Origin of the sequence: Botryobacter ruber (assembly GCF_003347595.2) — a bacterium.
In the GTDB taxonomy this organism is placed as follows: domain Bacteria; phylum Bacteroidota; class Bacteroidia; order Cytophagales; family Hymenobacteraceae; genus Pontibacter; species Pontibacter ruber_A.
In genome coordinates this window covers 36,582-60,883 of the sequence record NZ_QCZK02000051.1, presented here as the reverse complement: position 1 = coordinate 60,883, position 24,302 = coordinate 36,582, and the positions used below count along the sequence as shown (strand labels likewise).

The 24,302-nt window shown below is 46.8% G+C and carries 21 protein-coding genes; 7 read left to right on the top strand and 14 right to left on the bottom strand.

Going from position 1 to position 24,302, the window contains the following annotated elements:
• The first annotated feature begins 142 nt into the window (after positions 1-142).
• Entirely contained in the window at positions 143-712 is a 570-nt protein-coding gene (locus DCW36_RS16855) for a hypothetical protein (protein ID WP_114781973.1), read from the top strand.
• A 52-nt stretch (positions 713-764) separates the two neighbouring features.
• On the opposite strand, the gene DCW36_RS16850 is transcribed toward DCW36_RS16855, so the two are convergent.
• The 7 genes from DCW36_RS16850 to DCW36_RS16820 form a co-directional block, all read right to left on the bottom strand.
• Complete coding sequence (locus DCW36_RS16850; RefSeq protein WP_114781972.1) at positions 765-953, bottom strand: hypothetical protein; 189 nt, start codon at positions 951-953, stop codon at positions 765-767.
• A 201-nt stretch (positions 954-1,154) separates the two neighbouring features.
• Positions 1,155-1,343 carry a hypothetical protein gene (locus DCW36_RS16845; RefSeq protein ID WP_114781971.1) on the bottom strand — a complete coding sequence of 63 codons (189 nt, stop codon included), beginning with the start codon at positions 1,341-1,343 and terminating at the stop codon, positions 1,155-1,157.
• Between the two features lie 72 nt (positions 1,344-1,415).
• Positions 1,416-2,729: a ribosome biogenesis GTPase Der gene (der, locus tag DCW36_RS16840; RefSeq protein ID WP_114781970.1), complete on the bottom strand. Its 1,314-nt coding sequence runs from the start codon at positions 2,727-2,729 to the stop codon at positions 1,416-1,418.
• A 72-nt stretch (positions 2,730-2,801) separates the two neighbouring features.
• The gene (gene era / locus DCW36_RS16835) at positions 2,802-3,689 is read right to left on the bottom strand and encodes a GTPase Era (RefSeq protein ID WP_114781969.1); all 888 of its coding nucleotides are present in this window, start codon (positions 3,687-3,689) and stop codon (positions 2,802-2,804) included.
• 568 nt (positions 3,690-4,257) lie between these two features.
• Positions 4,258-5,337, bottom strand: coding sequence for a BamA/TamA family outer membrane protein (locus DCW36_RS16830; protein WP_114781968.1), 1,080 nt, complete (start codon positions 5,335-5,337; stop codon positions 4,258-4,260).
• Positions 5,334-5,684: a c-type cytochrome gene (locus DCW36_RS16825; protein ID WP_114782036.1), complete on the bottom strand. Its 351-nt coding sequence runs from the start codon at positions 5,682-5,684 to the stop codon at positions 5,334-5,336. Before DCW36_RS16825 ends, DCW36_RS16830 begins: the two co-directional genes overlap by 4 nt.
• An 8-nt stretch (positions 5,685-5,692) precedes the next feature.
• A complete protein-coding gene (locus tag DCW36_RS16820) occupies positions 5,693-7,156 on the bottom strand; it encodes a PQQ-dependent sugar dehydrogenase (protein ID WP_114781967.1) in 1,464 nt (487 codons plus the stop codon).
• Between the two features lie 74 nt (positions 7,157-7,230).
• On the opposite strand from DCW36_RS16820, the gene DCW36_RS16815 reads away from it, so the two are divergent.
• A complete protein-coding gene (locus DCW36_RS16815) occupies positions 7,231-7,578 on the top strand; it encodes a DUF2752 domain-containing protein (protein ID WP_240676216.1) in 348 nt (115 codons plus the stop codon).
• A gap of 4 nt (positions 7,579-7,582) precedes the next feature.
• Positions 7,583-7,945, top strand: a complete 363-nt coding sequence (locus DCW36_RS16810; protein ID WP_114781966.1) for a TM2 domain-containing protein — start codon at positions 7,583-7,585, stop codon at positions 7,943-7,945.
• Between the two features lie 49 nt (positions 7,946-7,994).
• On the opposite strand, the gene DCW36_RS16805 is transcribed toward DCW36_RS16810, so the two are convergent.
• Positions 7,995-9,965, bottom strand: coding sequence for a M1 family aminopeptidase (locus tag DCW36_RS16805; RefSeq protein WP_114781965.1), 1,971 nt, complete (start codon positions 9,963-9,965; stop codon positions 7,995-7,997).
• Between the two features lie 214 nt (positions 9,966-10,179).
• On the opposite strand from DCW36_RS16805, the gene DCW36_RS16800 reads away from it, so the two are divergent.
• The 3 genes from DCW36_RS16800 (at position 10,180) to DCW36_RS16790 (ending at position 16,413) form a co-directional block, all read left to right on the top strand.
• Entirely contained in the window at positions 10,180-10,998 is an 819-nt protein-coding gene (locus DCW36_RS16800) for an MOSC domain-containing protein (RefSeq protein WP_114781964.1), read from the top strand.
• Positions 10,999-11,946: 948 nt separating this feature from the next.
• Entirely contained in the window at positions 11,947-14,964 is a 3,018-nt protein-coding gene (locus DCW36_RS16795; protein ID WP_114781963.1) for a SusC/RagA family TonB-linked outer membrane protein, read from the top strand.
• A gap of 18 nt (positions 14,965-14,982) precedes the next feature.
• Complete coding sequence (locus tag DCW36_RS16790) at positions 14,983-16,413, top strand: RagB/SusD family nutrient uptake outer membrane protein (protein WP_114781962.1); 1,431 nt, start codon at positions 14,983-14,985, stop codon at positions 16,411-16,413.
• A gap of 81 nt (positions 16,414-16,494) precedes the next feature.
• Here DCW36_RS16790 and DCW36_RS16785 read toward each other — a convergent pair whose 3' ends face one another.
• The 6 genes from DCW36_RS16785 to mazG all read right to left on the bottom strand — a co-directional run bounded on the left by DCW36_RS16785 (position 16,495) and on the right by mazG (position 22,127).
• Entirely contained in the window at positions 16,495-17,328 is an 834-nt protein-coding gene (locus DCW36_RS16785; RefSeq protein ID WP_114781961.1) for an energy transducer TonB, read from the bottom strand.
• A 517-nt stretch (positions 17,329-17,845) separates the two neighbouring features.
• Positions 17,846-18,691: an energy transducer TonB gene (locus tag DCW36_RS16780; protein WP_114781960.1), complete on the bottom strand. Its 846-nt coding sequence runs from the start codon at positions 18,689-18,691 to the stop codon at positions 17,846-17,848.
• Positions 18,692-18,694: 3 nt separating this feature from the next.
• Positions 18,695-19,216: an ExbD/TolR family protein gene (locus DCW36_RS16775; protein ID WP_114781959.1), complete on the bottom strand. Its 522-nt coding sequence runs from the start codon at positions 19,214-19,216 to the stop codon at positions 18,695-18,697.
• Positions 19,217-19,234: 18 nt separating this feature from the next.
• Positions 19,235-19,840, bottom strand: coding sequence for an ExbD/TolR family protein (locus DCW36_RS16770; RefSeq protein WP_114781958.1), 606 nt, complete (start codon positions 19,838-19,840; stop codon positions 19,235-19,237).
• Between the two features lie 17 nt (positions 19,841-19,857).
• A complete protein-coding gene (locus DCW36_RS16765; protein ID WP_114781957.1) occupies positions 19,858-20,748 on the bottom strand; it encodes a MotA/TolQ/ExbB proton channel family protein in 891 nt (296 codons plus the stop codon).
• Positions 20,749-21,308: 560 nt separating this feature from the next.
• Complete coding sequence (gene mazG, locus DCW36_RS16760) at positions 21,309-22,127, bottom strand: nucleoside triphosphate pyrophosphohydrolase (protein ID WP_114781956.1); 819 nt, start codon at positions 22,125-22,127, stop codon at positions 21,309-21,311.
• Between the two features lie 562 nt (positions 22,128-22,689).
• Between mazG and glmM the strand changes: the two genes are divergently transcribed.
• Complete coding sequence (gene glmM / locus DCW36_RS16755; protein ID WP_114781955.1) at positions 22,690-24,081, top strand: phosphoglucosamine mutase; 1,392 nt, start codon at positions 22,690-22,692, stop codon at positions 24,079-24,081.
• The last annotated feature ends 221 nt before the right edge of the window (positions 24,082-24,302 follow it).

Here is a 24,302-nt window from a genome sequence, read left to right as displayed (position 1 = left end):
AAATAGCAGCAGAGGGTATGGTGGCTGGGGCAGCAGAAAAAATCTGCTCAAATCCTTCAACTTTGTGCTGCTGCTTTAGTAAATTAGTTTGGTACCGGTCATCCTTACCGGTTAGTGGCAGCATTTAATTTATACTTTACTCATGCATACGATAGAGCCCTACTACAACTGGCTGGAATTATATTCTGCCACTGAGGATCCGCGATCTCCTTTGTATGGTGCAGAAAACAGCTTAATGGAGTTCACCCATAACATCTACGGGTATTACATACACCCGCAGTGGGATGATATGGATTCTGAAACGCTGTTCCTGAAAATTCTTTACACCGACTACGACCTTGGCTTTACCGTAATTGAGTTTATAGGGGAATGGAATGATGCGCTGAACAACGACATCATGCAGCTGAAGCGCAACATTATCGACCCGTTGGTGCAGGAAGGCATTAAACACTTCATCCTGATAGGCGAGAACGTATTTAACTTCCACGGCTCCGACGATTCCTATTATGAAGAATGGTTTGAAGATGTGGAGGATGGCTGGATTGCTGCCATCTGCTTCCGCGATTTTGTGCTGGAGGAAATGAAGAACTACAGCCTGGACTATTACATTAATTCGGGGGGAGAGATGGAAGAACTTCCGTGGCGCACGTTTAAGCCAAAACGTCTCTTTCAGGTAGTGAATGGCCTGTTGCAGCGAAGGTTGGGGGCATAAAGGACCGGGTTAAATAAAAAAAGAGACAGGCTGTGGACCTGTCTCTGTGGCGTTAATGTCTTTCTACATCCTCGACTGCGTCTTCTGTTTCGTCAGCGGTTTCTTCGGCTGCATCTTCTAGTTCATCGGCAGTCTCTTCAGCCCTGTCTTCGGTCTCTTCCTGTCGGTTTTCCTGGGGAGAGTCGCAGGAGGCAAAGGTGAGCAGGCCGGCAGCCAGCAGGAAAAATAATGGTTTTCTCATTGGTATAAGGTTATAGGTGTTGGTTGAACAAAATTTCTGCGCAACGCTGCTTTGTAGTGCATGGTGCACTGCAGTTCCAGAAGCATACGCACACGGCTATATTAAGTTTGAGGCATATAAAACAAAAAGGCGCTCCCGGGAGCGCCTTTTTGTTTTATATGCCTGTTTTGCAACAGGAGCTACATAGGTTCTGTGCCTGAACTACTCAACAACAGCAGTAGTGTCTACAGTAGTATCCATAGTAGTGTCTACTGTCATGTCTTCTTCCATAACAGGCTCTTCAACAGTTTCTACTGTTTCAGTTTCTTCTACACCAGTGGTAGTGTCAGAATCACAAGAAGCGAAAGCGAAAAGGCCTGCAGCGAATAATAGTCCGTATACTTTTTTCATTTTGTTTTGATGATTTTTTTGTATGAAGCATCAAATATAAGAGTATATCTGAATATCTAAATAAAAAAATCTTTATTTTTTTCTGAATACCAGGTTGATAGGCACTCCCTCAAAATTAAAATGTTTCCGGATGCTGTTTTCGAGGTAGCGCGCGTAGGGCTCCTTGATGTACTGCGGCAGGTTACAGAAGAACGCAAATGTTGGGTTGTGCGTGGGCAGCTGCGTGATGTACTTTATTTTCACATACTTCCCTTTGATAGCAGGCGGCGGATACCGCTCAATGTCGGGCAGCACCAGGTCGTTGAGCTTGGATGTCGGGATTTTCTGCGTTTTGCGGTCGTATACTTCCATGGCCGTTTCGATGGCCTTGTGCACCCGCTGCTTGGTTACTACCGAGGTGAAAATAACAGGAACGTACTTAATAGGCGCAATCCGCTCCAGTATCTCCTCCTCAAAGCGTTTGGTGGAGAGAGTGTCTTTTTCCACCAGGTCCCACTTGTTTACCAGGATCACCATGCCTTTGCGGTTTTTTTCGGCAAGCGAAATGATGTTTACATCCTGCGCCTCAATGCCACGCGTGGCATCGAGCATGATGATACAGACGTCGGCATCTTCGAGCGCACGCACGGCGCGCATCACCGAGTAAAATTCGATATCTTCGCTTACTTTGCTTTTGCGGCGCAGACCGGCCGTATCTACAATGATAAACTCTTTGCCGTAGGCTTTGTAGCGGGAGTGGATGGCGTCGCGGGTGGTGCCGGCAATATCGGTTACGATGTTACGCTCCTCGCCCAGCAGCAGGTTCACAAAAGAGGACTTGCCTGCGTTTGGTCTTCCGAGTACCGCAAATTTTGGTATGCCTGCGTCCGGATCTTCTACGCCCTGGTCTTTAAAGTGCTTTACCACTTCGTCCAGCAGGTCGCCGGTGCCCGAACCACTCTGCGACGAAACCGGGAAAATGTCGATGCCAACACCTAACGAATAAAACTCACCGATTTGCTGGGAGCGTTCGGTGGTGTCGGCTTTGTTGGCTACTATATAAACAGGCTTATCGGTGCGGCGGAGTACGTTGGCAAATTCCTTGTCGAGGTCGGTGAGGCCGGCGTCTACGTCTACCATAAACAGGATCACGTCGGCTTCTTTAATGGCCAGTTCTACCTGCTTGTTTATCTCTTCTTCAAAAATATCGTCGGTGCCGTGCACGTAACCGCCGGTATCTATTACAGTAAAAAATTTGCCTGTCCAGTCGCCGTGGCCGTAGCTGCGGTCGCGGGTAACGCCGCTCACGTTATCCATAATGGCTTTGCGCTGGCCAATCAGGCGATTAAAGAAAGTTGATTTGCCCACGTTGGGGCGGCCTACAATGGCAATGATGTTTGATGACATCTGTAAAAAATAAAAGGGTTAAAGTGTCCCCGGTGCACCCTGCACCGAAGCTTTATGCTGTGCCAATTCTACTTACTCGCTGTAGCCGAAGCGCCGCAGCAGCTTCTGGTCTGTTCGCCAGTTTTCGTTCACGCGCACATATAAATCAAGAAAAATCTTTTTCTGGAAAAACGCTTCCATATCCTGGCGGGCCTGTGTTCCCACCTTTTTCAGGGCTTCGCCTTTGTGGCCGATCACGATGCCTTTCTGGCTTTTGCGCTCCACGCTTATTTCAGCCCGGATACGGATGATGTCGGCTTCCTCTTTAAATTCCTCTACCACCACTTCGCAGCTGTAGGGAATTTCTTTTTTGTAGTTGAGAAAAATCTTCTCGCGTATCATCTCCGACACAAAGAAACGCTCGGGCTTGTCAGTCAGTTCGTCCTTCGGGTAAAAGGCCGGATGCTCGGGCAGGTAGTGCAGCAATCGCTGAAACAAATGGTCTAAGCCAAAGTTATGCAGCGCCGAGATCGGCAGGATTTCCGTTGGCTGCATCTTCTCCTGCCAGTACGCTACCTTTTCCGCCAGCTCTTCCTCGCTGGCCTGGTCAATTTTGTTAATGAGGAGCAGAATAGGCACCTGGGCGTGCTGCAGGCGTTTGATCACATCGTCCTCGTCGTGTTTCTCATAAATATCGGTCACGAACAGGATAATATCGGCATCTTCGAGGGAGGTGCGCACAAAGCTCATCATAGACTCGTGCAGGGCGTACTGCGGCTTAATGATACCAGGCGTATCAGAGTAGACAATCTGGAAGTCATCTCCGTTCAATATGCCCATAATGCGGTGCCGCGTGGTTTGCGCCTTGGAGGTGATGATAGAAAGTTTCTCCCCCACCAGGGCATTCATCAGCGTAGATTTGCCCACATTGGGTTTGCCCACGATACTTACAAAACCAGCTTTGTGCGGAGTGTCGGCCATGCTCTCGGATTTAAGGATGCAAAATTACTTCTTTTTTACGGTTTGTTGTTAGTTATTGGTTATTAGTTATTGGGGAGGGCATGGAAGTTTAGGAGTTTAGGAGTTTAGGAGTTTGGGAGGTAGAGAGGTTAGGATTTTGTAGGGGGTGAAGATTTTCAACCCATTCACGAATCACAGACAAACCTAATCCTGTTAATCCACTAATCTGGTTAATCCTGGTTCAGACAAAAAAATCCTTTCTGCGCCTGCCACCACAGCCTCTGCGACCGCTGATGGCAGTGATGAAATGATGGGTGTGATTATTTGTTTGTCTTTTTGTCTGAATTCGGATTCGACAGATTATTGGATTTTCAGGATTGAATTTGTCTGAACAAGATTGAGATGATTTAAGGAATAACAGGATTGGTTGGATTTGTCTGTGGTTCGTGCAGGAGACGCGGGCATCGCGTCTCTACAGCCATACCCCCAACCTCTCTACCTCTCAGTTACAGGGTTGAAAATCTTCACCCCCTACAAAATTTCTACCTTTCTACCTCTTAAACTCTCTACCTCCCAAACTCCTAAACTTTCAAAACGCTTCTCCCAGGGTAAGGTAAAAGGCGGAGGTGTTGTGGCCGCGGGCGTAGTCGAGGCGGAGGTTGAGGTTTTCCTGGCGGTTTATTTTGAACCGGAGGCCAAGGCCGTAGCTGGGTTTGAACTCTGTGAGCTGGAACTGCCGGAGCTGGTAGGCTACATCGCCGGCGCCTGCGAAGGCTGCTGCTCCGAAACGCCGGAATAGCGGCAGGCGGTACTCCGCCTGGAGCGCCAGGTATTGCCGTTCGCGGTAGCGGCCCGGGTAGTAGCCCCGCATGATGGAGGAACTGCCCAGCAGGCCCAGCATCCGGAAAGGCGGACTGCCGCTGCTAAAAACGCCGTAGGCTTGCAGAGCAAGCAGGTGCTGCTGCCAGGGCAGCCGGAAATAGTGGCGCAGGTCCAGCTGGTAACGGATAAAACCAAAGTCGCTGCCGGTGGCTCTGCCAAAAGCTGTAGCAGAAGCGGCAGCATAAGTTCCCTGCTGCGGGTTCAGGATGTGCTGCCGGTTATCGAAGACCGCTGCTGCGCCAACTCCTGATGAAAGGCCTCCGGTGGCGCCGGGAACGAGCTTTCGGTCCAGGATGCCGCCAGGTGCAGGCTCCAGCGCGAACATGTACTGCAACTGGTACCTCGGCCCCACGTACAGGTGGCGTTTAATGCGGCGGAGCAGCGTGACGTTAAATTCAATGCGTTTGCTGTCGTATTGTTCCACGTGCCCGGCGGGTGCGTCCGGGCCGATGCCGTAGAAATTCTCCGGGAATTTGAGGTACACCAGTTCGCCGGTGCTGTAGTAGTTACCTTCTTTGGCAAAAACGTTCCACTCCGTTGACAAGACAAGCTGGCGGTTTTGGGTAAAGTTTGCCGCTGCTATAAATTGAGAAGGGCGGGTGTGGGTGCCGGAGTGGTGACGGAGGGTGAAGAGCGAAAAGGCACCTATGTACCAGCGGGTTTCGGGCGCATGCCCTACGGTTGGCAAAAGCAAAACCCTCCTTTGCCTGGCATTGGTGCTGTCAGGGTTCTGGGCGGTGGCCTGGCTGTAGCAGGACAGGAGGAGCAGGAGGCAAAGGAGCTTCAAGTGGCTGTCTGTTTTTTTGCTTTTCGTAAGGTTTTGAGGTACGCCATCAGGTTGTCCAGGTCTTCCTCCGAAATTACTTTTTCCTTAAAGGCAGGCATCACGCCCAGTCCTTTCCGGACCTGTAACCGGATGATGAAGCCGGGCACCGGTTTGTTATTGATAGCAGGACCCAGTCCCGCCTCGCCGCCCGGGTGGCACTTCTGGCAGAAACGGTTAAACACCACCTCGCCTTTGGCAACGGCAGGTTCCGAAACAGGCACGGGAGCATAAAGCGGTTCGCCACGCCTGGCAGTGCCGCAGGCAAGCAGGAAAAGCAGCAAACAAGGCAGGAGCAACGTCTTTTTCATGGTCTTTTTCATTGGCTTCCTTTCCGGGTTACTTTCCAGATGACGCCCGTCTTCAGTTGCGGCTCGGGTCCCTTTTCTGTTGTTTTCATGATGCCGAAGTCTACGATGTAGAGCGTGTTGCCATCCGGTGAAAACTTTGCAGCTACAGGTCGTTCAAGTCCGCCGCTTTTCAGTTTAGAAGCTGGCCCGGTTTCTTTGCCTTTGTTTGCTGCAAAGTCTGTTACCACGCCTGTGTTTACATCCACCCGCACCACCTTGTATCCTACGGGAGCCAATACCTTGCCTACCCCCGAAGCCATGTCGCCGAATTGTGCTACAAAAGCCTGCCCTTCATAGCCAAAGGTGCTGCTCCTGGAAAAGTCGAAGCCATCGGAGGAGGAATGTACCCCCAGCGAGGCCGCAGGTTTTGGCGGCTGACCAGGTTGTTGGGCCAGCAGTGGCTTGGGTGCGGTGCCGCCGGGCGGGTGAAAACGGTCGCCGTTAAAGGCCAGTCCACCGACATAGTCGGGCCAGCCGTACCAGCTGCCTTGCTCTATGGCCCATAGGTAATCGCCGTTGCCCCACACAGGGCGGGAGCCGCGATCGTCGAAGCCGTTGTCGCTTACGTAAAGTTGCCCGTCAGGCGAAAAAGCCAGGCCGTAGGGGTTGCGCAGGCCCCAGGCCACCAGTTCTACCGGACCGCCCGCTACGGGTATGCGCATAACGGCACCGGAGCAGGGCAGCTGCCCTTTTATTACCTGGCCTGCGGTGGTGGCTGTGCCAAAAGGAGCGTAGGCGCCGGTGGTGGCTTTGTCTTTTTTATCGTCGGTAAGGGGGTTGTCGCTTTCGAAGTTGGTGCCGGAAAGGGTGATGTCCTGGCAGGGGATGTCGTGGAAATCGGGGTAGCGTTTGAGCCAGCCGAACTCGAAGTTATCCGGCCCGACTACCGCGGAATTGGTGGCGGTGCCCTGGCCAAAGTAGAGGTAGCCGTCGGGGCCGATGACAGGCGTGTTGGTGTGGTGGTCGCCGCGGCTGGGCAGGTTTTCGATCAGTGGCGTTATGGTGCCGTCCGGGGAGATACGCAGGATTTTGCCGCCTTCCATTTGTCCGCCTTCCGCCACATAAAAGCTGCCGTTGTGGTAGGTTACGCCGGTCCAGGGGCCGTTGCGGGAGCCGGTGGCAACGGTGGTGTAGTCACCGGAAGGGTTAATGCGCAGCAGCCGCGGCGCCTCCCACACCTCGCCATAGGCATAACCGGCTTCTAGTACAAATACCTGTCCCTGCTCGTTTAGGGCAACGCTTGTCGGGAAGGTGAGGCCGGTGGCGACGGGCTCGATGGTATAACCCTCGGGAAGCGCCACATCAGCAGGATTTACGGGGCGTGTGGCTGTCCGGATAGTGCCTTCTCCGCCCCCGGAGGAGTTGCGCATGCGGTAGCAGCTACCCAGGAAAAGCAGCAGGCCGACAAAAAAAAGAGGTATACGGCAGGACATAGTTGTAATTGTCAGATATATAGTATAAATTATATCATTAATGTGCAATACGTTACCTGTTTACTAAAGTTAGATTGGCGCCACCACTACCTCCTGCTCCTCCGGATTTGGAATTGCTCGTGCGGAAACGCTACCTGCTGGAAGCGGTGTGCTGGGTGGCGGGCGTGGCGCTGCTAGCTCTCTCAGATCCTGCCGGAGTGCATTTATTCAGCTTTTGCCCTTTGAGCTGGGTGCTGGCGCAGGGGTGTCCGGGCTGCGGCCTCGGCCATGCCATTGGCTGGCTTTTCCGGGGTGAACTGGCGGCTTCGTGGGAAGCGCATCCGCTGGGGGTACCGGCGCTGCTGCTGCTGGCAGGGCGTGTGTTTACGCTTTCCAGAAATTATGTTGTGCTACGAAGTTTTTATCTGAAACAAAAACTATAAGAAGATGAATATTTATAACCTGATGCCAGACCTGGAGCCCGACGAAATGGCTTATGTGCAGGGAATTGTGCAGGACATGACCGACGAGCAGGTACAGCAGTTCGCCTCTATTTACCGCAGTCGGCGGAAGGAGCCGCTCCTGGTGCTGGCAACGGCGCTGCTGGGCTTTTTTGGCGTGGCGGGTGTGCACCGGTTCCTGATCGGGAGCATTGGCATGGGTATCCTGTACCTGCTTACCGCCGGCCTTTGCTTTATCGGTACTATTATAGACCTGATCAACTACAAACGGCTGGCTTTTGAATACAATGTGCGGGAGGCACAGCTGGTGAAGGCCATGATAGGGTCGGGGTTCAGGCCCGGGTATTAACGGAGCCAGGCAAAGGAGCAGAGGCTGTGGTGGCAGCTGCAGCAGAATTTTACTGCACTTTTACGAAGCTGGTGCGGTAGTGGCGGTTGCTGTCGGATACCTGCAGGATGTAGTAACCTGCCGGCAACTCAGAAACGCGGACTGTGACCTCTGCTGTACCCGTTGCAGTAGGCTGCAGGCTGATGCGGCGGCCTGTGCTGTCGTAAACCTCAACGGAGGCGGGCATGAAAGGTAGGTCTGCCAGCTTCAGGAACTGCTGTGCGGGGTTCGGGTACACGAGCAGCGTTTTGATTTTGTCGGCTGGCACCTTCAGGGCCGGGTTTTTGGATGAAGCCGCCACCTGTTCCGGTATCCAGTTGTTTGGGTCAACTTCAATGCTTAGTACCTCTCCGTCAACCTCAAAAAGATAGCTTTCCTGTTTTTGGGTATGCGGTACCCGTACGATGGTGTCGCCGGTTGTGGTGCGGATGCGGTACTGTACATCAAGTGTAAACAAAGGCGTAGCGCTGCTGCTGGTTTCCTGCACAGACTGCAGCCTGAGTTGTTCGCCCTGCTGGTTCCATTCTACCGTGAAAATGGGGTATCCCTGCCCCCGGTACCACTGCTCAAAAAAGAAATCGAGGTTCAGGCCGGATACCTGCTCAAACACCTGCTGCAGGTCGGCGGTGGTGGCGGTGCTGTGTCGGAACCGTTCCTGGTATGTGCGCAGCGCCTGGAAAAACAGCTCGTCGTTGTTGAGCACGTACCGGAGCAAGTGCACTACAGCTGCCCCTTTTTTATAAGTCAGCCTGAAATCGAAAATGCGGTTTACGTTAGTCGTGTCTGCTACATAAACGCTTCCGCCAGGCTGTAGTTTTACATAGGCATGGGTGTTCAGCATCCAGGTGGTAGCCGAGGCAGGTGCGAACTGCTGGTAGGCCAGGTATTCGGCATAAGAAGCAAAGCCTTCGTTCAGCCAGATGTCGGACCAGGAGGCGCAGGTAACGTTGTCGCCGAACCATTGGTGCGCCAGTTCGTGTGCTGTAAGGAAGAAGGTAAAGGTGGATTGGGTGGTCATGGTCTGGTGTTCCATGCCGCCGCCCATGGGCGCCATGCTGTGGCCGTATTTCTCGGCTGCAAAGGGGTAAAGTGTGAACAAATCTGAAAAGTGCTCCAGGAAAGGGCCGGTGCGGTCTATCTCATTTTTAAAAAAATCAAGTGCACCGCCACGGTACACATAGTTCAGGATGGGAACGGGAGCGGCTGCACCTGCCGGGTTGGCATAGGTCAGGTACTCTTCGTAATTAGACACGGCTACCGAAACCAGGTAGTAATCGATCGGGTATTTTGATTTCCACTCGTGCCGTCTTTTGCCATTTTCAACATCCACCACCCGTGTAAGAAGGCCATTGGAACCAACTTTGTTGTCGGCGCTGGTGGTGACAAATACGTGCACGGAATCGGCTTTATCGGTGAGTACCTGCTTTACGGGCCACCACTCGTAGGCGGCATAGGGCTGGCTGAGGCTCCAGGTAACCTGGTTGTTCCACGTGGACTCGGTGGCAGAGCTGAAGCCGTTGCCTATAGCGGCGCTGCCACTGTTGGGCGCCGTGCCTTTGTAATAAACAACAGCAGTGAGTGTGGTGGGTGGTGCAACAGGTGTGGTAAGCTTTACCGACACATCGCCGGATACCCGGCTGATGGTTTGCTGCTTCACGCCATTCACCACCACCGAATCGATGGTGAAGTTGGGGTGCAGTTCAAAGGCAAAGGTGTCGAGTTGTGCTGCGCGTATGGTGGCATGTGTGGTTACGTTGCCCGCGATGTAGGTCGTGTTACGCTCCAGTTGCAGGTCCAGCTTGTAAAATGTTACATTGTACTGGTTCATGCGCTTTACATGACCTGGAGTGGCAACAGCCTGGCGTTGCAGGGCGCTGATACGGCTGGTGGCGCAAACTGCCGCGTCCTGGGCAAGCGAAAAGCTGCCGGGGTAAAGGCTGTAGAGGAATAAAAGCAAAAGAACGATGCTTTTTGTGTTCATGTGCGGCTGGAGCTTGGGGCAATACAAAAAGTTTAGTTAATGCTGGTATGTACGGGTGAATGCAGTACTAAGGTAGTAAAAATGCGACAGGCTTTCAATTTATGAAGTTGTTTAGATAAATTTAGTCGTCATGCATAATATTTTTTGTGCGATATGCCGGAAATTAGGTTAATTGTTTTTAACTTGAGGAAAGTTGTGGTTCTACTGCATTACTATGTCTGTCTATACTATCAGCGAGATCAATATTTACCCGATTAAGTCGTTAGGAGGCTTTCCTGTGGAGCGGGCGCAGGTAGAAGACCGGGGGCTGCAGTACGACCGCCGCTGGATGCTGGTGGATGCGCAGGGTAATTTCCTGACCCAGCGGCAGCACGCCCACATGGCTTTACTGCAGGTGCACCTTCAGGACCAGGGGCTGCTGGTGACGCACAAGCATAACGCTGTTGCGCCGCTCTTGATCCCGTTTGAGCCGCAGGCAAGCAACAGGCTGCGCGTTACGGTCTGGGACGATACCTGCGATGCCGTAGAAGTAAGCGCAGAAGCAAATGACTGGTTTAGCCAGGCACTTGCTATGCCGGCCAGGCTGGTGAAGATGCCGGCGCAGACCGCACGAAAAGTTGACCCCACCTATGCGCACCAGCACGAGCTGGTGAGTTTTGCCGATGCGTTCCCGCTGCTACTGATCGGGCAGGCGTCGCTGGATGACCTGAACAGCCGGTTGTCTGAGCCTGTGCCCATGAACCGGTTTCGCCCGAACCTGGTGTTTACCGGCGGCGCTCCATTTGCAGAAGATAGTTTTGCTGAGTTTAAAATTGGAAACATGCCCTTCCGGGCAGCAAAGCCCTGTGCCCGCTGTGTGGTAACAACAATAGACCAGCAGTCGGCCCAAAAAAGTGCGGAGCCGCTAAAAACACTTTCTACGTACCGCCTCCGGAATAACAAGGTCATGTTTGGGCAAAACCTGCTGCACCGTGGCGTTGGCGAAATAAGAGTGGGGGACAAACTGGAAGTATTGCACACCAAGCCGTTTTAGTAGAAGGCATACTGTGATTGTAACAGAAGAAGCTACTTGATATGTTTGGGATAACATCATAGCCTTTGTGGCCACACAAGCAAGCGTTTTTCTTTATCAGCAGGTGAAGGAAAGGCAATGGTGACAGCAGCAGAAAACAATTCTGATGCTGTTCTGTTGTTCTACGTGTTGTTAGCCTGGAGCAAATGTTGAGTGGTGATTATGAGTTAAGTAACTGTTCCGAAGCTTTGTTTGCTGTTGAATTTCAGGATTTGAAAGATATTAAAATGAATTATAACACAGGGTGTATTGGGTGCATATGCTTTAGGTTTAATTCTAATTTAGAAGGTAAAGCTTTGTGTCCAACTGAAATTGTTCGTGCAAATCCAACAGCAGGAGGTGGAATAGCGTAAGATGCTTGCGTATCCTGTTATGTGTAGTAAAAGCCACAGAGGCTTGTTTTGCTGCTTTTAACGTTTAGCCTGATTAAATGAAAGCGGGGTTATGCAGTGGTAGCGCTTGTTGCTGGCAGCAAATAACGGATGTATTGTAAGGATGATTTTTTAACCTTGCTACGCGCTCTCCTGCAGATGCGTTTTTTACAGGAAGTTTATCCTGTTAAGAATGCAGGATGCTGAATTGCAATACATTTTTTTGGTAACTATCTGTGTTAATGAAGGTTATGTGTTTTGTATTATCTGTAGAATTTTGAGCTGAAAAACTTCTTTTTTTATTAGCATTTATTACTTGTTATCAATACGTTAGCCTTGTGTTAATAACAATATTAATAACAAACGTTTGCTTTTTTTGTTAAATTTTCAAAAAGAACATCTAACTGGTATTTTTGGCAAAACTAAAAAGGTTTTTTGAATTATTTTTGGTATCCTTTATTTTAAATGAAAAATTTCTATATCTTTGAAAAATAAACTAATCTGTCTAAATCATTTTTAATCTAAAAACTACTCAAGTATGAAGAAGAGTTTACTGCTCAATTTCATTTTTGTGTTTGCGTTTGTGCTACAGACGTTTGCACAAGGCAGGACGGTTACAGGAACTGTAACTGATCAGGCCACCGGGCAAGGATTGCCTGGGGTTACGGTATTAGTAAAAGGTACATCGACTGGTACTTCTACTGACATTAATGGTGGTTATTCTATCTCAGTTCCTGCTGGTGATGCCACGCTGGTATTTCGTGCTATCGGTTACCAGGCAGTAGAGCGTGCAGTTGGAAATGCTGCAACAGTAGACGTAACACTAAGTGTTGATACTAAAACACTGGGTGAAGTAGTGGTAACTGGATATGGTACCCAGATAAAAAAAGAATTCACGGGTTCTGCCGCAATTGTTTCATCAGAAAATCTGGAGAACAGACCAATCGCCTCGGTAGATCAATTGTTGCAGGGACAGGTTGCCGGTTTACAGTCTGTAACACTATCCGGGCAACCAGGTGCAAACCAGCAGGTACGGATCAGAGGTATTGGTTCAATCAACGCTGGCTCTAATCCTTTGTATGTAGTTGATGGGGTTATCATCAATGCTGGTGATGCTTCCAGGTTAACTGTAACATCAAACCAGTTAGCAGGCTTAAACCCTAACGATATTGAGAGTGTTACTGTCCTAAAAGATGCTGCGTCCACTTCTATCTATGGTTCCCGTGGTGCAAACGGTGTAATTGTTATTACAACTAAGAAAGGCGCCGCTGGTAAAACTAAATTTAACGCCACAGCAGAATATGGCTTTACTTCCGTAGCAAAGCGTCCGGATGCTGGTGAAACTTTAACTGCTGAAGAATGGCTGGCTTTAACCAGAGAAGGCCTGGTAAATGCCGGAAGAACTCCTGACCAGGTAAATACCACAATGACATCTTTAGGTGAAGGATCTGGTGTGTATACTGACTGGTACGATCTGGTAACCAGGACCGGAGCGCAGCAAACGTATAATCTTTCTGCTTCAGGTGGTACCGATAAAACACAATTTTATGTTTCAGGAGGTCTCTTTAAGCAGGAGGCACCAGTAATAGGTTCTGAGTTTACACGAATATCAGGTACAATGAACCTGAATCATAAGGTAAACGAGAAAATTTCATTCTTTAATACCTTAAATATCTCGAATATCAATCAGAATACTCCTGGTAATGGAGGTGGCTTTGCAAACCCTGTAGGGGCAACAGCCTTTTTGATGCCAACGCAGAATCCTTATAATGCAGATGGTTCTCTAAATATTACCCGTTCTGGCGCTTTAGGTTTCTCAGGAAATTTTAACCCATTGTATATTGTAGAAAATGATGTAAGAGATCTTCGGAACACGAAAATTATTGGTTCCATTGGAGGTAGCTGGAATATTATTGACAACCTGAAGTATACCTCTAAACTTGGTGTTGATTATTTTAATATTGAAGAGGAAATGTTCTGGAACCCTTTTCATGGTGATGGCAGAACTGTTTCTGGTCGTGGCTATAACTACTATACACGTGTATTTAACTGGCTTACAACTAATCAGTTAGATTACCGTTTCCAGGTTCCTGGTGTTGATAAATTTACTGCTGATGCTACTGTTGGTTATGAAGCACAAAAATCACGTGAATATAATATTACAACAAATGCAACAGGTTATCCGCCTACAACAGCGCTTCCTTCTTCCATAGTGGCTGCTACACCAGTTTCTGCAAGTGCAACAGCTTCCGATTATAGTTTTGCGTCTTTGTTTTCGAGACTGACTTTAAACTTTGCTGACAAATATATTTTAAGTGGTAGCTTCCGTCGGGATGGCTCTTCCAGATTTGGTTCTAATAACAGATATGGTAACTTCTGGTCAGTTGGTGCAAGCTGGAATATGGAAGAAGAAGAATTTATTCGCAACATCGATCAGATATCAACCCTGAAGCTGCGCACTTCCTACGGGGTGAACGGTAATGCTGCTACTTCTACGGCCTTTGATAACTATACCTGGCGACCAAGATTTAGTTATGGTGTTAACTATAACCAGCAACCTGGTGGTGCTTTTAACAAAATTGGTAACGTAGACCTGACTTGGGAAAGAAACAAACCTTTTGATGTTGGTGTTGATATGGGCTTCTTTAGTGATCGTTTAACTTTCACTGCTGATTACTATATCAGAACGACAAGTGACCTTTTGCTCAATAAGGAAATTTCAAGAACTACCGGTTTCCCAAGTATCTTCCAAAATATTGGTGAAATGCAAAACAGAGGATTTGAATTTTCAATCGGAGGTTACCCTATAGACGGAGCGTTCAAGTGGAATACAAACTTCAACATTGCATTCAATAAAAATAAAATCACAAGCTTACCGAATGACGCTGATATCATTGATGGGGCTTATCTTCTTAGGGAAGGGTATGACTACAGAACATTTTATGTGCGTGAATGGGCTGGGGTAGACCCGACTACTGGAGCTCCACAATGGTGGCAAGATGCTGAAAAAACGACTAAAACTACCAGCTGGTCTGGTGCGGCACGCGTGCCGTATAAAAGTGCAACACCAAAGGCCTTTGGTGGCTTTAACAATACCTTCTCTTACAAAGGCTTTACATTAGACGCTTTGGTTGTATTTAACTTTGGTAATTATGTAAGAGACGGTTGGGAAGTTTACCTGATGGACGGTTGGTATCCATTAGCGAACAAGTACCGCAAAAGCTTAGAAAGATGGCAAAAGGAAGGGGATGTAACAGATGTTCCAAAATATGTTTACAATGACCCTTCTAACCCTAGTATGTTCTCAACAAGATTTTTGTATAAAGGAGATTATCTGCGTCTCAGAAACATATCTTTAGGATATGATTTGAAACCTTCATGGATAGAAGGAATCGGTTTCTCCAGAGCTAATGTATACGTTCGTGGAACGAACCTGGCAACAAAGATTTTTGATGATAACCTACCGGTTGATCCTGAAGCAGGTGTGAACAGTGCAAATAACGCAGACATTCCAGTTAATAGAGCTGTGACATTTGGTGTTAATCTTAATTTTTAATTTCTGAATTAGGTAAATATGAACAAGAAACTAATTTATATGTCTTTACTCTCAGTATCTGTATTACTGGGTTCATGTAAAGAAGAATTTCTGGAGCAACAACCTTACGATGCAGTACCTGTAGGTAGTGCCATTACTACGCCTGAAGAACTTCAGGCTGCTGTAAATGGTATGTATGCTTCGTTACGAATGTCAACAAGTCTTAGTAGTGTAATTCAGGAACAGTCCTTCGCAAGAAATATTCCTGTACTGGGGGATTTAATGGCTGATAACGTTTATATATCTTCTTTAAATTCCGGACGTTATGCTAACTTTAATACGTACTCTGTAACAGTTTCTTCTGGAGAAGCTTCCCAAATCTGGAGAGCTTTATATGTACAGATTTTAAGGGCTAATACGGTTATAAATGCAGGCTTGTCTACCAACAGTCCTACTGTTGACCAGCTAAAAGGCGAAGCGTATGCAGTAAGGGCTCTAGGTTATTTTGAGCTGGTGAAGCATTTTGCAACACCTTATACAGTAAACCCTGAAGCTCCCGGAGTTCCTATTGTAACTGTTTTTGACCAGAATTTAAGTCCTTCCAGAAATACAGTCGCTCAGGTATATGCTCAGATTCATGCTGATCTGGATGAAGCCTACAGATTGATGACTGTTAGCAAGAATTCTTCTTACTTCACTAAATATGCCGCTAAGGCCCTACAAGCCAGAGCCTATTTATTTATGGGTGAGGGATATTATGATGAAGCTCGTGATGCTGCTTTAGATGTTGTAAATAACGGTGGGTTTTCTCTTGTTCCGGAAAGTGATTATGTTGCTTATTGGCAGAACCCTAATCCGGTGACGAACAAAGTAGAAACTATTTTTGAAATATCTTCCGATCTTGTAGATAATGCAGGTACTAACTCTTTAGCCTATATCTATGATCAAAGTGGTTACGGTGATTTGCTTGTGACTTCAGAATTGTATAATCTATATTCCGCCAATGACGTGCGAAGGGATGTAATTGGTGTTGGAAAGCGTGGAACAGAAGATCCGGCATATTTCGTAAATAAATACCCCAACACCAGCAGTACTGTGAGTAGAGATAACATCAAAGTTATTCGTTATGCTGAAGTACTTTTGACACTGGCAGAAGCATATGCCAGACTGGATAATGATGTTCAGGCTTTGATTTATTTGAACAGGGTAGCAACTGCCCGTGGAGCAGCCCCATATGTATCAGTTGGAGATCAATTGATTGATGACATTATTACTGAACGGCGAAAAGAGTTAGCTTTTGAGGGACACCGTTTCTGGGATTTAACCCGTCTGAACCGGCCAATTGTACGTACTTCCCAACATCCTGCAAATGCCAGGTTAATTGAAGTAGGTGATTATAGACGAATATTGCCTATCCCTCAGGGAGAACTTGATGCAAATCCTAATATTGCTCCAAATCCTGAATATTAGAATTTAGTTGTTCTTATAAAAATAGCCTCCTGCCTTTGCATGGAGGCTATTTTTTTGCAGTTAATGATAAGCTTTTTCCTGTTACTTCAGCGTAAACTTGATTGGCAGGTTATACCGTACCGGAACAGCATTTCCATTTTGTTTACCTGGTGTCCATTTAGGCATGCTTTGGATGACACGCACTGCTTCTTCGTCACAGCCTGCGCCTAAGCCTCTCAGCACCTGAATTTCGCTTATATCGCCTGTTCTGCTTACAACAAAGCTGACGAATACCTGCCCTTCAATGCCAGCATTGATAGCCTGCTGTGGATATTTCATGTGCTTTGCCAGGAATGCAAACATGGCTCTTTCGCCACCAGGGAAGGAAGGCATTTGTTCTGCATACGTATAAGGCTTGTCGTCCACCACATCCGTAATTTCTGCTGTACCTGTTCCTTCCGGTATCCCCATGTCGGGAATTCCGCCTTTCACACCTTCTACTGTTTTAGTTCCTACATTCACATCAATGAGCGAAGCCACATCTGGTATTTCTTCCTCATGTTGCACCTCTGCATCCCTTTTTACAACCGGCGGAGAATATTTTATTGTAGCCTGCAGCGGTGGAGGAGTAGCCTGCTTCGCTTGTGGTGGTGGGGGCGGTGGTGGTAAAATTGGTTCTGCTATTGGTGGCGGTGGTGTCAATATTACGCCTGTCGTTTTCTCGGTTTGTTTTGGCGTACTTACTGTTTCTGGTTCTAACATGCGCGCTACTAGCGGCATACTAATTAAGACGATAAATAAGCTTGATGCCATAATAGCCGCATAGGTAATATGCCTGTTGTAGAGCTTGCGCAGCAGGTACGCTCCATATAATTTATTGCGATCGGCAAATATGATATCATCCAATGATATCCTGAATACATTACTAGTTTCCATGTGTTACCTCCTTGTGTTTTAATAAATGAATTGATTTGTGAATAGACTTTATTCTTTATTATCAGGAGGGGCTTTTTCTGTTTTACTCCGGTGCTCCTCGCTGTTTATTTACTAGATGCACAGGAGAAAACTTTTCCATAAAAACCTATAAAATTTTTTCGATAAACTGCTTTTGTTGGAATGCTAGAATTACGATCAGCAGAGGCAATGGTGACTGTGGCTGCAGATTACGGGAGAAGGTTTAATTATTTATTGCAAGATGTCTCTTCCATACCTGTAGTGCATTTAGCGTGCGTTTCTGCGGCTAGCCCACAAGGATCCCTTCGGGATAATAAAGTGAGTTGTGATTTTGTGAAAGGGAGAAATTTCTAGTTGGTATAAGATTCAGTTTCATCTGTTTTGCCAGTTTTGGTTCTGCTGCTGCAGCCACCATAGCCTCTGCTGCCATTTAAAATCGCCATAAAACAAAAAGGTCCCCTTGCCGGAGCAAGGGGACCTTTTTGTTAGGTAATCAATATTATTTAAGAGTAAACTTAACTGGCAGGTTGTAGCGAACTGGTACAGCTCTACCGTTTTGTTTACCAGGTGTCCATTTAGGCATACCTTTGATTACGCGAATTGCTTCTTCGTCGCAACCGGCACCCAGACCTCTTAGTACCTGTATATCGCTAATTTCGCCTGTTTTGCTTACTACGAAACTTACGAAAACCTGTCCTTCGATGCCGGCGTTAATGGCCTGCCGAGGGTACTTCATGTTCTTACCCAAGTATTCGAACATTGCTTTTTCTCCGCCAGGGAAAGAAGGCATTTGTTCTGCAAAGGTATAAGGTTTCTCCTCAACAACTTCTGCAACTACAACGTCGCCGGTGCCTCCTACTACACCCATACCAAAATCTGGTGGAGCGCCTTTCACGCCTTCTACCGTTTTAGTACCGATGTCCACACCTTTCAACTCTTCTACATCCGGAACTTCTTCCTCTTTCTGTACTTCGTTGTCACGCTTTACAACCGGAGGCGTAAATTTCACCTGCGCTCTCACGGGTGGTGGTGGCGGTGGTGCATCTGGTGGTGGTGGCGGCGGCGGCGGTGGCGGCGGCGTATTCTCTTCTAATGGTGGCGGTGGCGCCAGATCTACTTGAGTAATTACACGTTCTATTACCGGTTCCGGCTCTTTTTCTGTTTCCAGTAAGCGTGCGATCAGGGGCATGCTTATTAAAATTAAAAACAGTGTAGAAGCAATTATGGCGGCAACAGTAACATGCTTGTTATACATTTTACGCAGCAGATACGCACCATACGCTTTGTTCCGTCCTTCAAAGACGATATCATCAAGCGATGCATTTGCTAGCTTACTAGTTTCCATCTATTATCCTCCTGTTTTACTTGCGACAAGTTCTTTATCAGCATCATTGATGTCTACCAACGCATACTTTTTAGTATCTGTGATTTTCATTTCATCTAAAATGTCAACCACATTTTTGTAGCGCGAAACATCCATCGGCTTTATCAGAACAACCATTTTATCGTTTGATTTTATTCTGGGCGAAATCAGAACTTTCCTGATCCCGTTTGCCGAGTAATCAGTTGTATTAAGTTCTGGCTTGTCCTCAACCAATCCGTAGTAATAGTAAACTTTGTCATCATCACCGAGGATAATTGTAAAGGCATTACTTGCCTTTAGCGGCGACTGGTCTTCTTCAGAATCTGGTTTCACAGGCATGTTAATTTCCATGGTCTGTGGCTTACTAAAGGTAGTTGTAAGCATAAAGAATGTCAGAAGAAGAAAGGCAAGGTCCACCATCGGAGTCATATCCAGGTGGACGGACATCTTCTTGGCCCTTTTCTTCCCACCTTTACCGGAGTCGGCTTTTTCTTGTATTTCTGCCATTATCTGTTCTCCTTTCTGTTATAATGATGTTGGTCTTGCTTCCATGTCCGTAATCAGGTTGAACCTGTTAATATTCTGCTCCTGCAGCGTATTGATTACTTTCTGGATTGTCGGATAGCTTACTTCACTATCGCCTTTGATGGCAATAATCACCCTTGGGTTTGTGAAGCGTGTCTGTTGTACCCAGTCGTGCAACTCGTTTCGCATAGAATCTACCGGTATGCCAGGCTGGAAAGCCTTTTTCCTTTCGTTACCTTCCAGGGAAAGGTAAGAAGGCAGGCTACTGATTGGCACGCCAAAATTGCTAAGCAGCGAGAATGTTTTACGCTGTTCTTCCGAGAAGCCGACCTTGTACTTGGCCGCCATCTTATCGAGTAATTTTTCCTTTACTTGCTGTCCATCTACACCGAAGAAAACCCTGTCTTCTTTATCTACTGTTATGGTAATAACATTAGCATCAGGTATTTTAATCTCTGATACAGAGGATGGTGTATCCACTATCACTGCATCGTCTGGCGCAAACTTAGTTGTCAGCATAAAGAAAGTAACCAATAAGAAAGCCAAGTCCACCATTGGCGTCATGTCCAACGAGGGTTTCTTTCTTTTTACTTTTACTTTAGGCATCGTGCTAATTTAAAGGATTAAACAGTTTGTCTTACAGGCGCTCCTGCAACTGGCTGTACCGGTGTGCCGGCATCGTGCTGTGCTGCAAACGTAGAGATGATGCTGAAGCCTGCTTCGTCAATGCTGTAAGTTAACTCATCAATCTTGCTGGTGAAGAAGTTGTAAGCAACGATAGCAAGAGCAGAACCTGTAATACCAAGAGCCGTGTTGATCAAGGCCTCAGAGATACCGTTCGAAAGAGCAGTCGCATCAGGAGTACCGGCAGCGGCAAGAGCCGAGAACGCTTTAATCATACCAAGTACCGTACCAATCAGACCAACGAGTGTAGAGATGGAGGCAATTGTGGAGATGATTACCAGGTTTTTCTCAAGCATTGGCAGTTCCAGTGAAGTAGATTCTTCGATTTCTTTCTGGATAGCAGCAATTTTCTCAGCTTTCAGAAGCTCGGTGTCGTTTTGCATTTCCTTGTACTTCAGCAAGCCAGATTTTACTACGTTTGCAACAGAACCTTTCTGGGCATCGCAGGCAGCAAGAGCGCCATTAACGTCACGCTGGTTCAGTTTTGCAGAGATAGCACGAACAAACTTGGCAACACTTCTTTTACCTTTTGCTTTGCTGATTGTTAAAGCACGCTCAATAGCAAAAATGATTACAAGAAGCACAAGAGACATTAACACGGGTACTACCCAACCACCTTTGTAAACGATACCTAAGTAATTGCCTGGTAACGGGTGGTTTTCGTTACTACCGCCTTCAAAGTTTGCAGGATTACCTAAAACAAACATATAGATCAGTACGCAAATTACGATTGCCAGAGGAATAACGATAGTGGCAAACAGAGAGCCCACAGGACTGTTCTTTACTTCTACATTAGCATCTTTGCTCACTACTGCAGTCTTTTTTTCCATTTTTTTAAAAATTTAAAGTTTAGCTGTTTGTGTTGATTTAATAACTGTTTGTGTTGTTAATTTAATGAATACTTTTCGTTTTTAGTTCGATTTTTTTTAATGCAATTTCCGGTTTTTATAATTATACAATATTAAATTTATGTTAACTTTTTAAATAGTTCTACACACCATGCTGTGTGAAAGATAAAAAAACAACTGGCTTATTTGAGTTTTGGTAATTTGGCAAAACTCCACCGTTACAAATTTAAATAAATAAATTCAGTTTGCAACGTTGTATTCCTTTTCTCCGTACTAATCTTCGTTCCGGTACTAAAAGCAGTAAGCAGGTGTGAGTTGTCTAAAGGCCTTTAAATTAAATTTTTAGACCAATTCTGCTGGTCTTGCCAAGCCAAAATTCCTGCAGTTTGTGTGCCGGCCTTCTCCGAAAAAACAACCTAATTTATTGCTAAATTTATTACCGTAACACATTACTAATGTTAATTAGTGCCTGAAGTAATAAATTTTTATTCAATTTTATAAAAAGTAAATAAATAAACAAACTTAAATGTTGCAACATTTAATTAGTGGTGCAGCTTTTTTGCTTTGTTCCAGTAAACATCCATTTCGCTTAACGTCATATCCTGAAGCTTTTTGCCGTCTTTGGCTGCTTCACTTTCTATGTACTGGAAGCGTGAAATAAATTTCAGGTTTGTCCTTTCCAGGGCTTCTTCCGGATTGATGTTTATAAAACGGGCAAAATTTATAAGTGAGAACAACAGGTCGCCAAATTCGGCAGTTGCTTTTTTGTTATCTATACTCCCGGTATCTTTTTTATTAAATTCACTTTCAAATTCGTGCATCTCCTCCTGCACTTTATCCCAAACCTGCGATTTCTCTTCCCAGTCGAACCCGGCGCCGCGGGCTTTCTCCTGTATGCGCATGGCTTTGACCAGTGCCGGCAGCGAAGCAGGAACGCCGCCTAGTACCGATTTGTTGCCTTCCTTTAATTTTAGCTGCTCCCAGTTTCTTTTAACATCTTCCTCTGTATTTGCCTCCGTGTCGCCGTAAATATGCGGGTGCCGGAAAATCAGCTTCTCGCACAGGCTGTTCAGTACATCGGCTACATCAAAAGCTTGTTGCTCCGAAGCTATTTTTGCGTAAAAGACCATGTGCAGCATAATGTCGCCCAGCTCTTTTTTGATCTCCTGCATGTCGTTGCGCAAAATGGCATCGGACAGCTCGTAGGTTTCTTCTATGGTTAAATGCCTGAGGCTTTCGATCGTTTGTTTTTTATCCCACGGACACTTCTCCCGCAATTCGTCCATCACGTCGAGCAATCGATTGAACGCTTCGAGCTGCCTGCCACGGGGGGTGTCGGTAAAATGCATCTTATTATCCATAAGAGCAAATATACTAAAAACGTTCTACCCTGGCGTTATTAATAACTACTTCGTCTGCTTATAAATAAATAGAAAAAGGAAAAACGGCTGCTCGTGTTGTTTTATTTAGCTTGTTCATATATCAAAGGTAAAACAGGAAGCGTGATGTGAGAATGACATTTATCAGCCGCAAAATTGATGTTTATGTTTGTTGGCTCAAAAAAATGAAAACGTTCTGGCAGCATTGGAGGCAACTTTGCAGGTGCAGTTCCTGAACAGGTGCACAGGCTATCGGTCACGGCTTCATTTACTCGGTTGATTGCAGGCGCAGCGGCTGTGGTGGCTGGTGCAGTGCTAAAAATAAGCCTGAAAACGCATCTTCAACTACAAAACGAGGCTGCAGCATATGAGCTGAAGCAGTGCATGCTGTAGTGTTACCTCAAAAAATATAAAGCGCTGCAACAGAATTATTTTATCCGCAGTTTTAAGGTTACTTCGCGGTAAGAATAAGTATAAAGGGTTTAAAGTTTAAATAAGTATAACTAAAATTACTACTTTTGTTCCGGTAAAAAATAAATTTCAAGTGGCTTTAATAAAATCAATTTCAGGAATAAGAGGTACTATAGGCGGACGGGCTGGTGAAGGACTCACTCCCGTAGACGTGGTTAAATTTGCCGCTGCTTATGGTACCTGGGTGCTACAAACCACAAACAACAACACGATTGTAGTGGGGCGTGATGCGCGTATATCTGGTGACATGATAAACAGCCTGGTGTGTGCGACGCTGCAGGGGCTTGGAATAAATGTTGTTGATGTTGGCTTGTCTACCACACCCACCGTAGAGATGGCCGTGCCCGATATGAAAGCCGGAGGCGGTATTATCCTTACAGCCAGTCATAACCCGAAGCAATGGAATGCGCTCAAACTTCTGAACCAGCATGGTGAGTTTATTTCGGATGTGGAAGGTAAACTGGTGCTGGAGATTGCTGAAAAAGAGTCGTTTGAATTTGAGCAGGTTACAAAGCTTGGCAAGTATAAGCAGGATAACAGCGCCCTGAAAAAACATATCCAGGCTATTCTGGACCTGCCACTTGTGGATGCGGCTGCTGTAAAAGCCAAAAACTTCCGGATCGCCATAGACTGTGTGAACTCCAGTGGTGGTTTTGCCGTGCCGATGCTGCTGGAAGCGCTTGGTGTGGAAACGATAGAGAAATTATTCTGTGAACCCGACGGCAACTTTGCCCACAACCCGGAGCCGCTCCCTGAAAACCTGCGCGAAATATCCAAGGTAATCGAGAAAGGGAAGTTTGATCTGGGCATAGTAGTGGACCCCGACGTTGACCGCCTGGCCTTAATTAACGAAGACGGCAGCATGTTTGGCGAAGAATACACGCTGGTGGCGGTGGCCGATTACGTGCTGAAAAACACGGTGGGCAACACGGTTTCCAACCTGTCGTCTACGAGGGCGTTGCGCGATGTAACCGAGAAAGCGGGCGGTAACTACCACGCAGCAGCTGTGGGCGAGGTGAACGTGGTGAATATGATGAAAGAACAAAATGCCATTATCGGTGGCGAAGGCAATGGCGGCATTATCTATCCGGAACTGCACTACGGCCGCGATGCGCTGGCGGGTATAGCACTGTTCCTGACCCACCTGGCCAAGTCCGGTATGAGCATGACGCGCCTGCGTGGGTCTTATCCGAACTACTACATCTCCAAAAACAAAATAGAGCTTACGCCGGAAGTAAATGTAGACGAAGTGCTGGTGCAAATGCAGCAACGCTATGCCAAGCAACCGATCAATACCATTGATGGCGTAAAGATTGAGTTCGGCAAAGAATGGGTACACCTGCGCAAATCCAACACCGAACCTATTATCCGGATTTATGCCGAGTCTGACAGCAACGCCACTGCAGAACACCTGGCGAACAAGATAATAGCCGACATAAAAGAAATTATTTCTGTAAAAGCCTGAAGCTTATCCTGATACAGGAGTGCGTGTAGAAATGCTGGTTGCGCCAGGGGTAAGAACTACTGTTCCGGCTCCTGGCGCAAACCGTTTAGGAGTTTAGGAGTTAGAGAGTTTAGGAGTTAAAAAGTTGATATTTGTTGATGAGTGAATTTTTTAATCGTCTGATTGTTTATTTAATGTGGAGATGCGCACCAGAAAAAAATATTTACAGGCTAATGCTGCAA

What these genes read in the sequence shown, in the direction of transcription:
- DCW36_RS16855 (WP_114781973.1), top strand. Translation starts at nt 143, where the DNA reads ATGCATACGATAGAGCCCTACTACAACTGGCTGGAATTATATTCTGCC.
- DCW36_RS16850 (WP_114781972.1), bottom strand. Translation starts at nt 953, where the DNA reads ATGAGAAAACCATTATTTTTCCTGCTGGCTGCCGGCCTGCTCACCTTT.
- DCW36_RS16845 (WP_114781971.1), bottom strand. Translation starts at nt 1,343, where the DNA reads ATGAAAAAAGTATACGGACTATTATTCGCTGCAGGCCTTTTCGCTTTC.
- der (WP_114781970.1), bottom strand. Translation starts at nt 2,729, where the DNA reads ATGTCATCAAACATCATTGCCATTGTAGGCCGCCCCAACGTGGGCAAA.
- era (WP_114781969.1), bottom strand. Translation starts at nt 3,689, where the DNA reads ATGGCCGACACTCCGCACAAAGCTGGTTTTGTAAGTATCGTGGGCAAA.
- DCW36_RS16825 (WP_114782036.1), bottom strand. Translation starts at nt 5,684, where the DNA reads ATGAAAAAGACGTTGCTCCTGCCTTGTTTGCTGCTTTTCCTGCTTGCC.
- DCW36_RS16820 (WP_114781967.1), bottom strand. Translation starts at nt 7,156, where the DNA reads ATGTCCTGCCGTATACCTCTTTTTTTTGTCGGCCTGCTGCTTTTCCTG.
- DCW36_RS16810 (WP_114781966.1), top strand. Translation starts at nt 7,583, where the DNA reads ATGAATATTTATAACCTGATGCCAGACCTGGAGCCCGACGAAATGGCT.
- DCW36_RS16805 (WP_114781965.1), bottom strand. Translation starts at nt 9,965, where the DNA reads ATGAACACAAAAAGCATCGTTCTTTTGCTTTTATTCCTCTACAGCCTT.
- DCW36_RS16800 (WP_114781964.1), top strand. Translation starts at nt 10,180, where the DNA reads ATGTCTGTCTATACTATCAGCGAGATCAATATTTACCCGATTAAGTCG.
- DCW36_RS16795 (WP_114781963.1), top strand. Translation starts at nt 11,947, where the DNA reads ATGAAGAAGAGTTTACTGCTCAATTTCATTTTTGTGTTTGCGTTTGTG.
- DCW36_RS16790 (WP_114781962.1), top strand. Translation starts at nt 14,983, where the DNA reads ATGAACAAGAAACTAATTTATATGTCTTTACTCTCAGTATCTGTATTA.
- DCW36_RS16785 (WP_114781961.1), bottom strand. Translation starts at nt 17,328, where the DNA reads ATGGAAACTAGTAATGTATTCAGGATATCATTGGATGATATCATATTT.
- DCW36_RS16780 (WP_114781960.1), bottom strand. Translation starts at nt 18,691, where the DNA reads ATGGAAACTAGTAAGCTAGCAAATGCATCGCTTGATGATATCGTCTTT.
- DCW36_RS16775 (WP_114781959.1), bottom strand. Translation starts at nt 19,216, where the DNA reads ATGGCAGAAATACAAGAAAAAGCCGACTCCGGTAAAGGTGGGAAGAAA.
- DCW36_RS16770 (WP_114781958.1), bottom strand. Translation starts at nt 19,840, where the DNA reads ATGCCTAAAGTAAAAGTAAAAAGAAAGAAACCCTCGTTGGACATGACG.
- DCW36_RS16765 (WP_114781957.1), bottom strand. Translation starts at nt 20,748, where the DNA reads ATGGAAAAAAAGACTGCAGTAGTGAGCAAAGATGCTAATGTAGAAGTA.
- mazG (WP_114781956.1), bottom strand. Translation starts at nt 22,127, where the DNA reads ATGGATAATAAGATGCATTTTACCGACACCCCCCGTGGCAGGCAGCTC.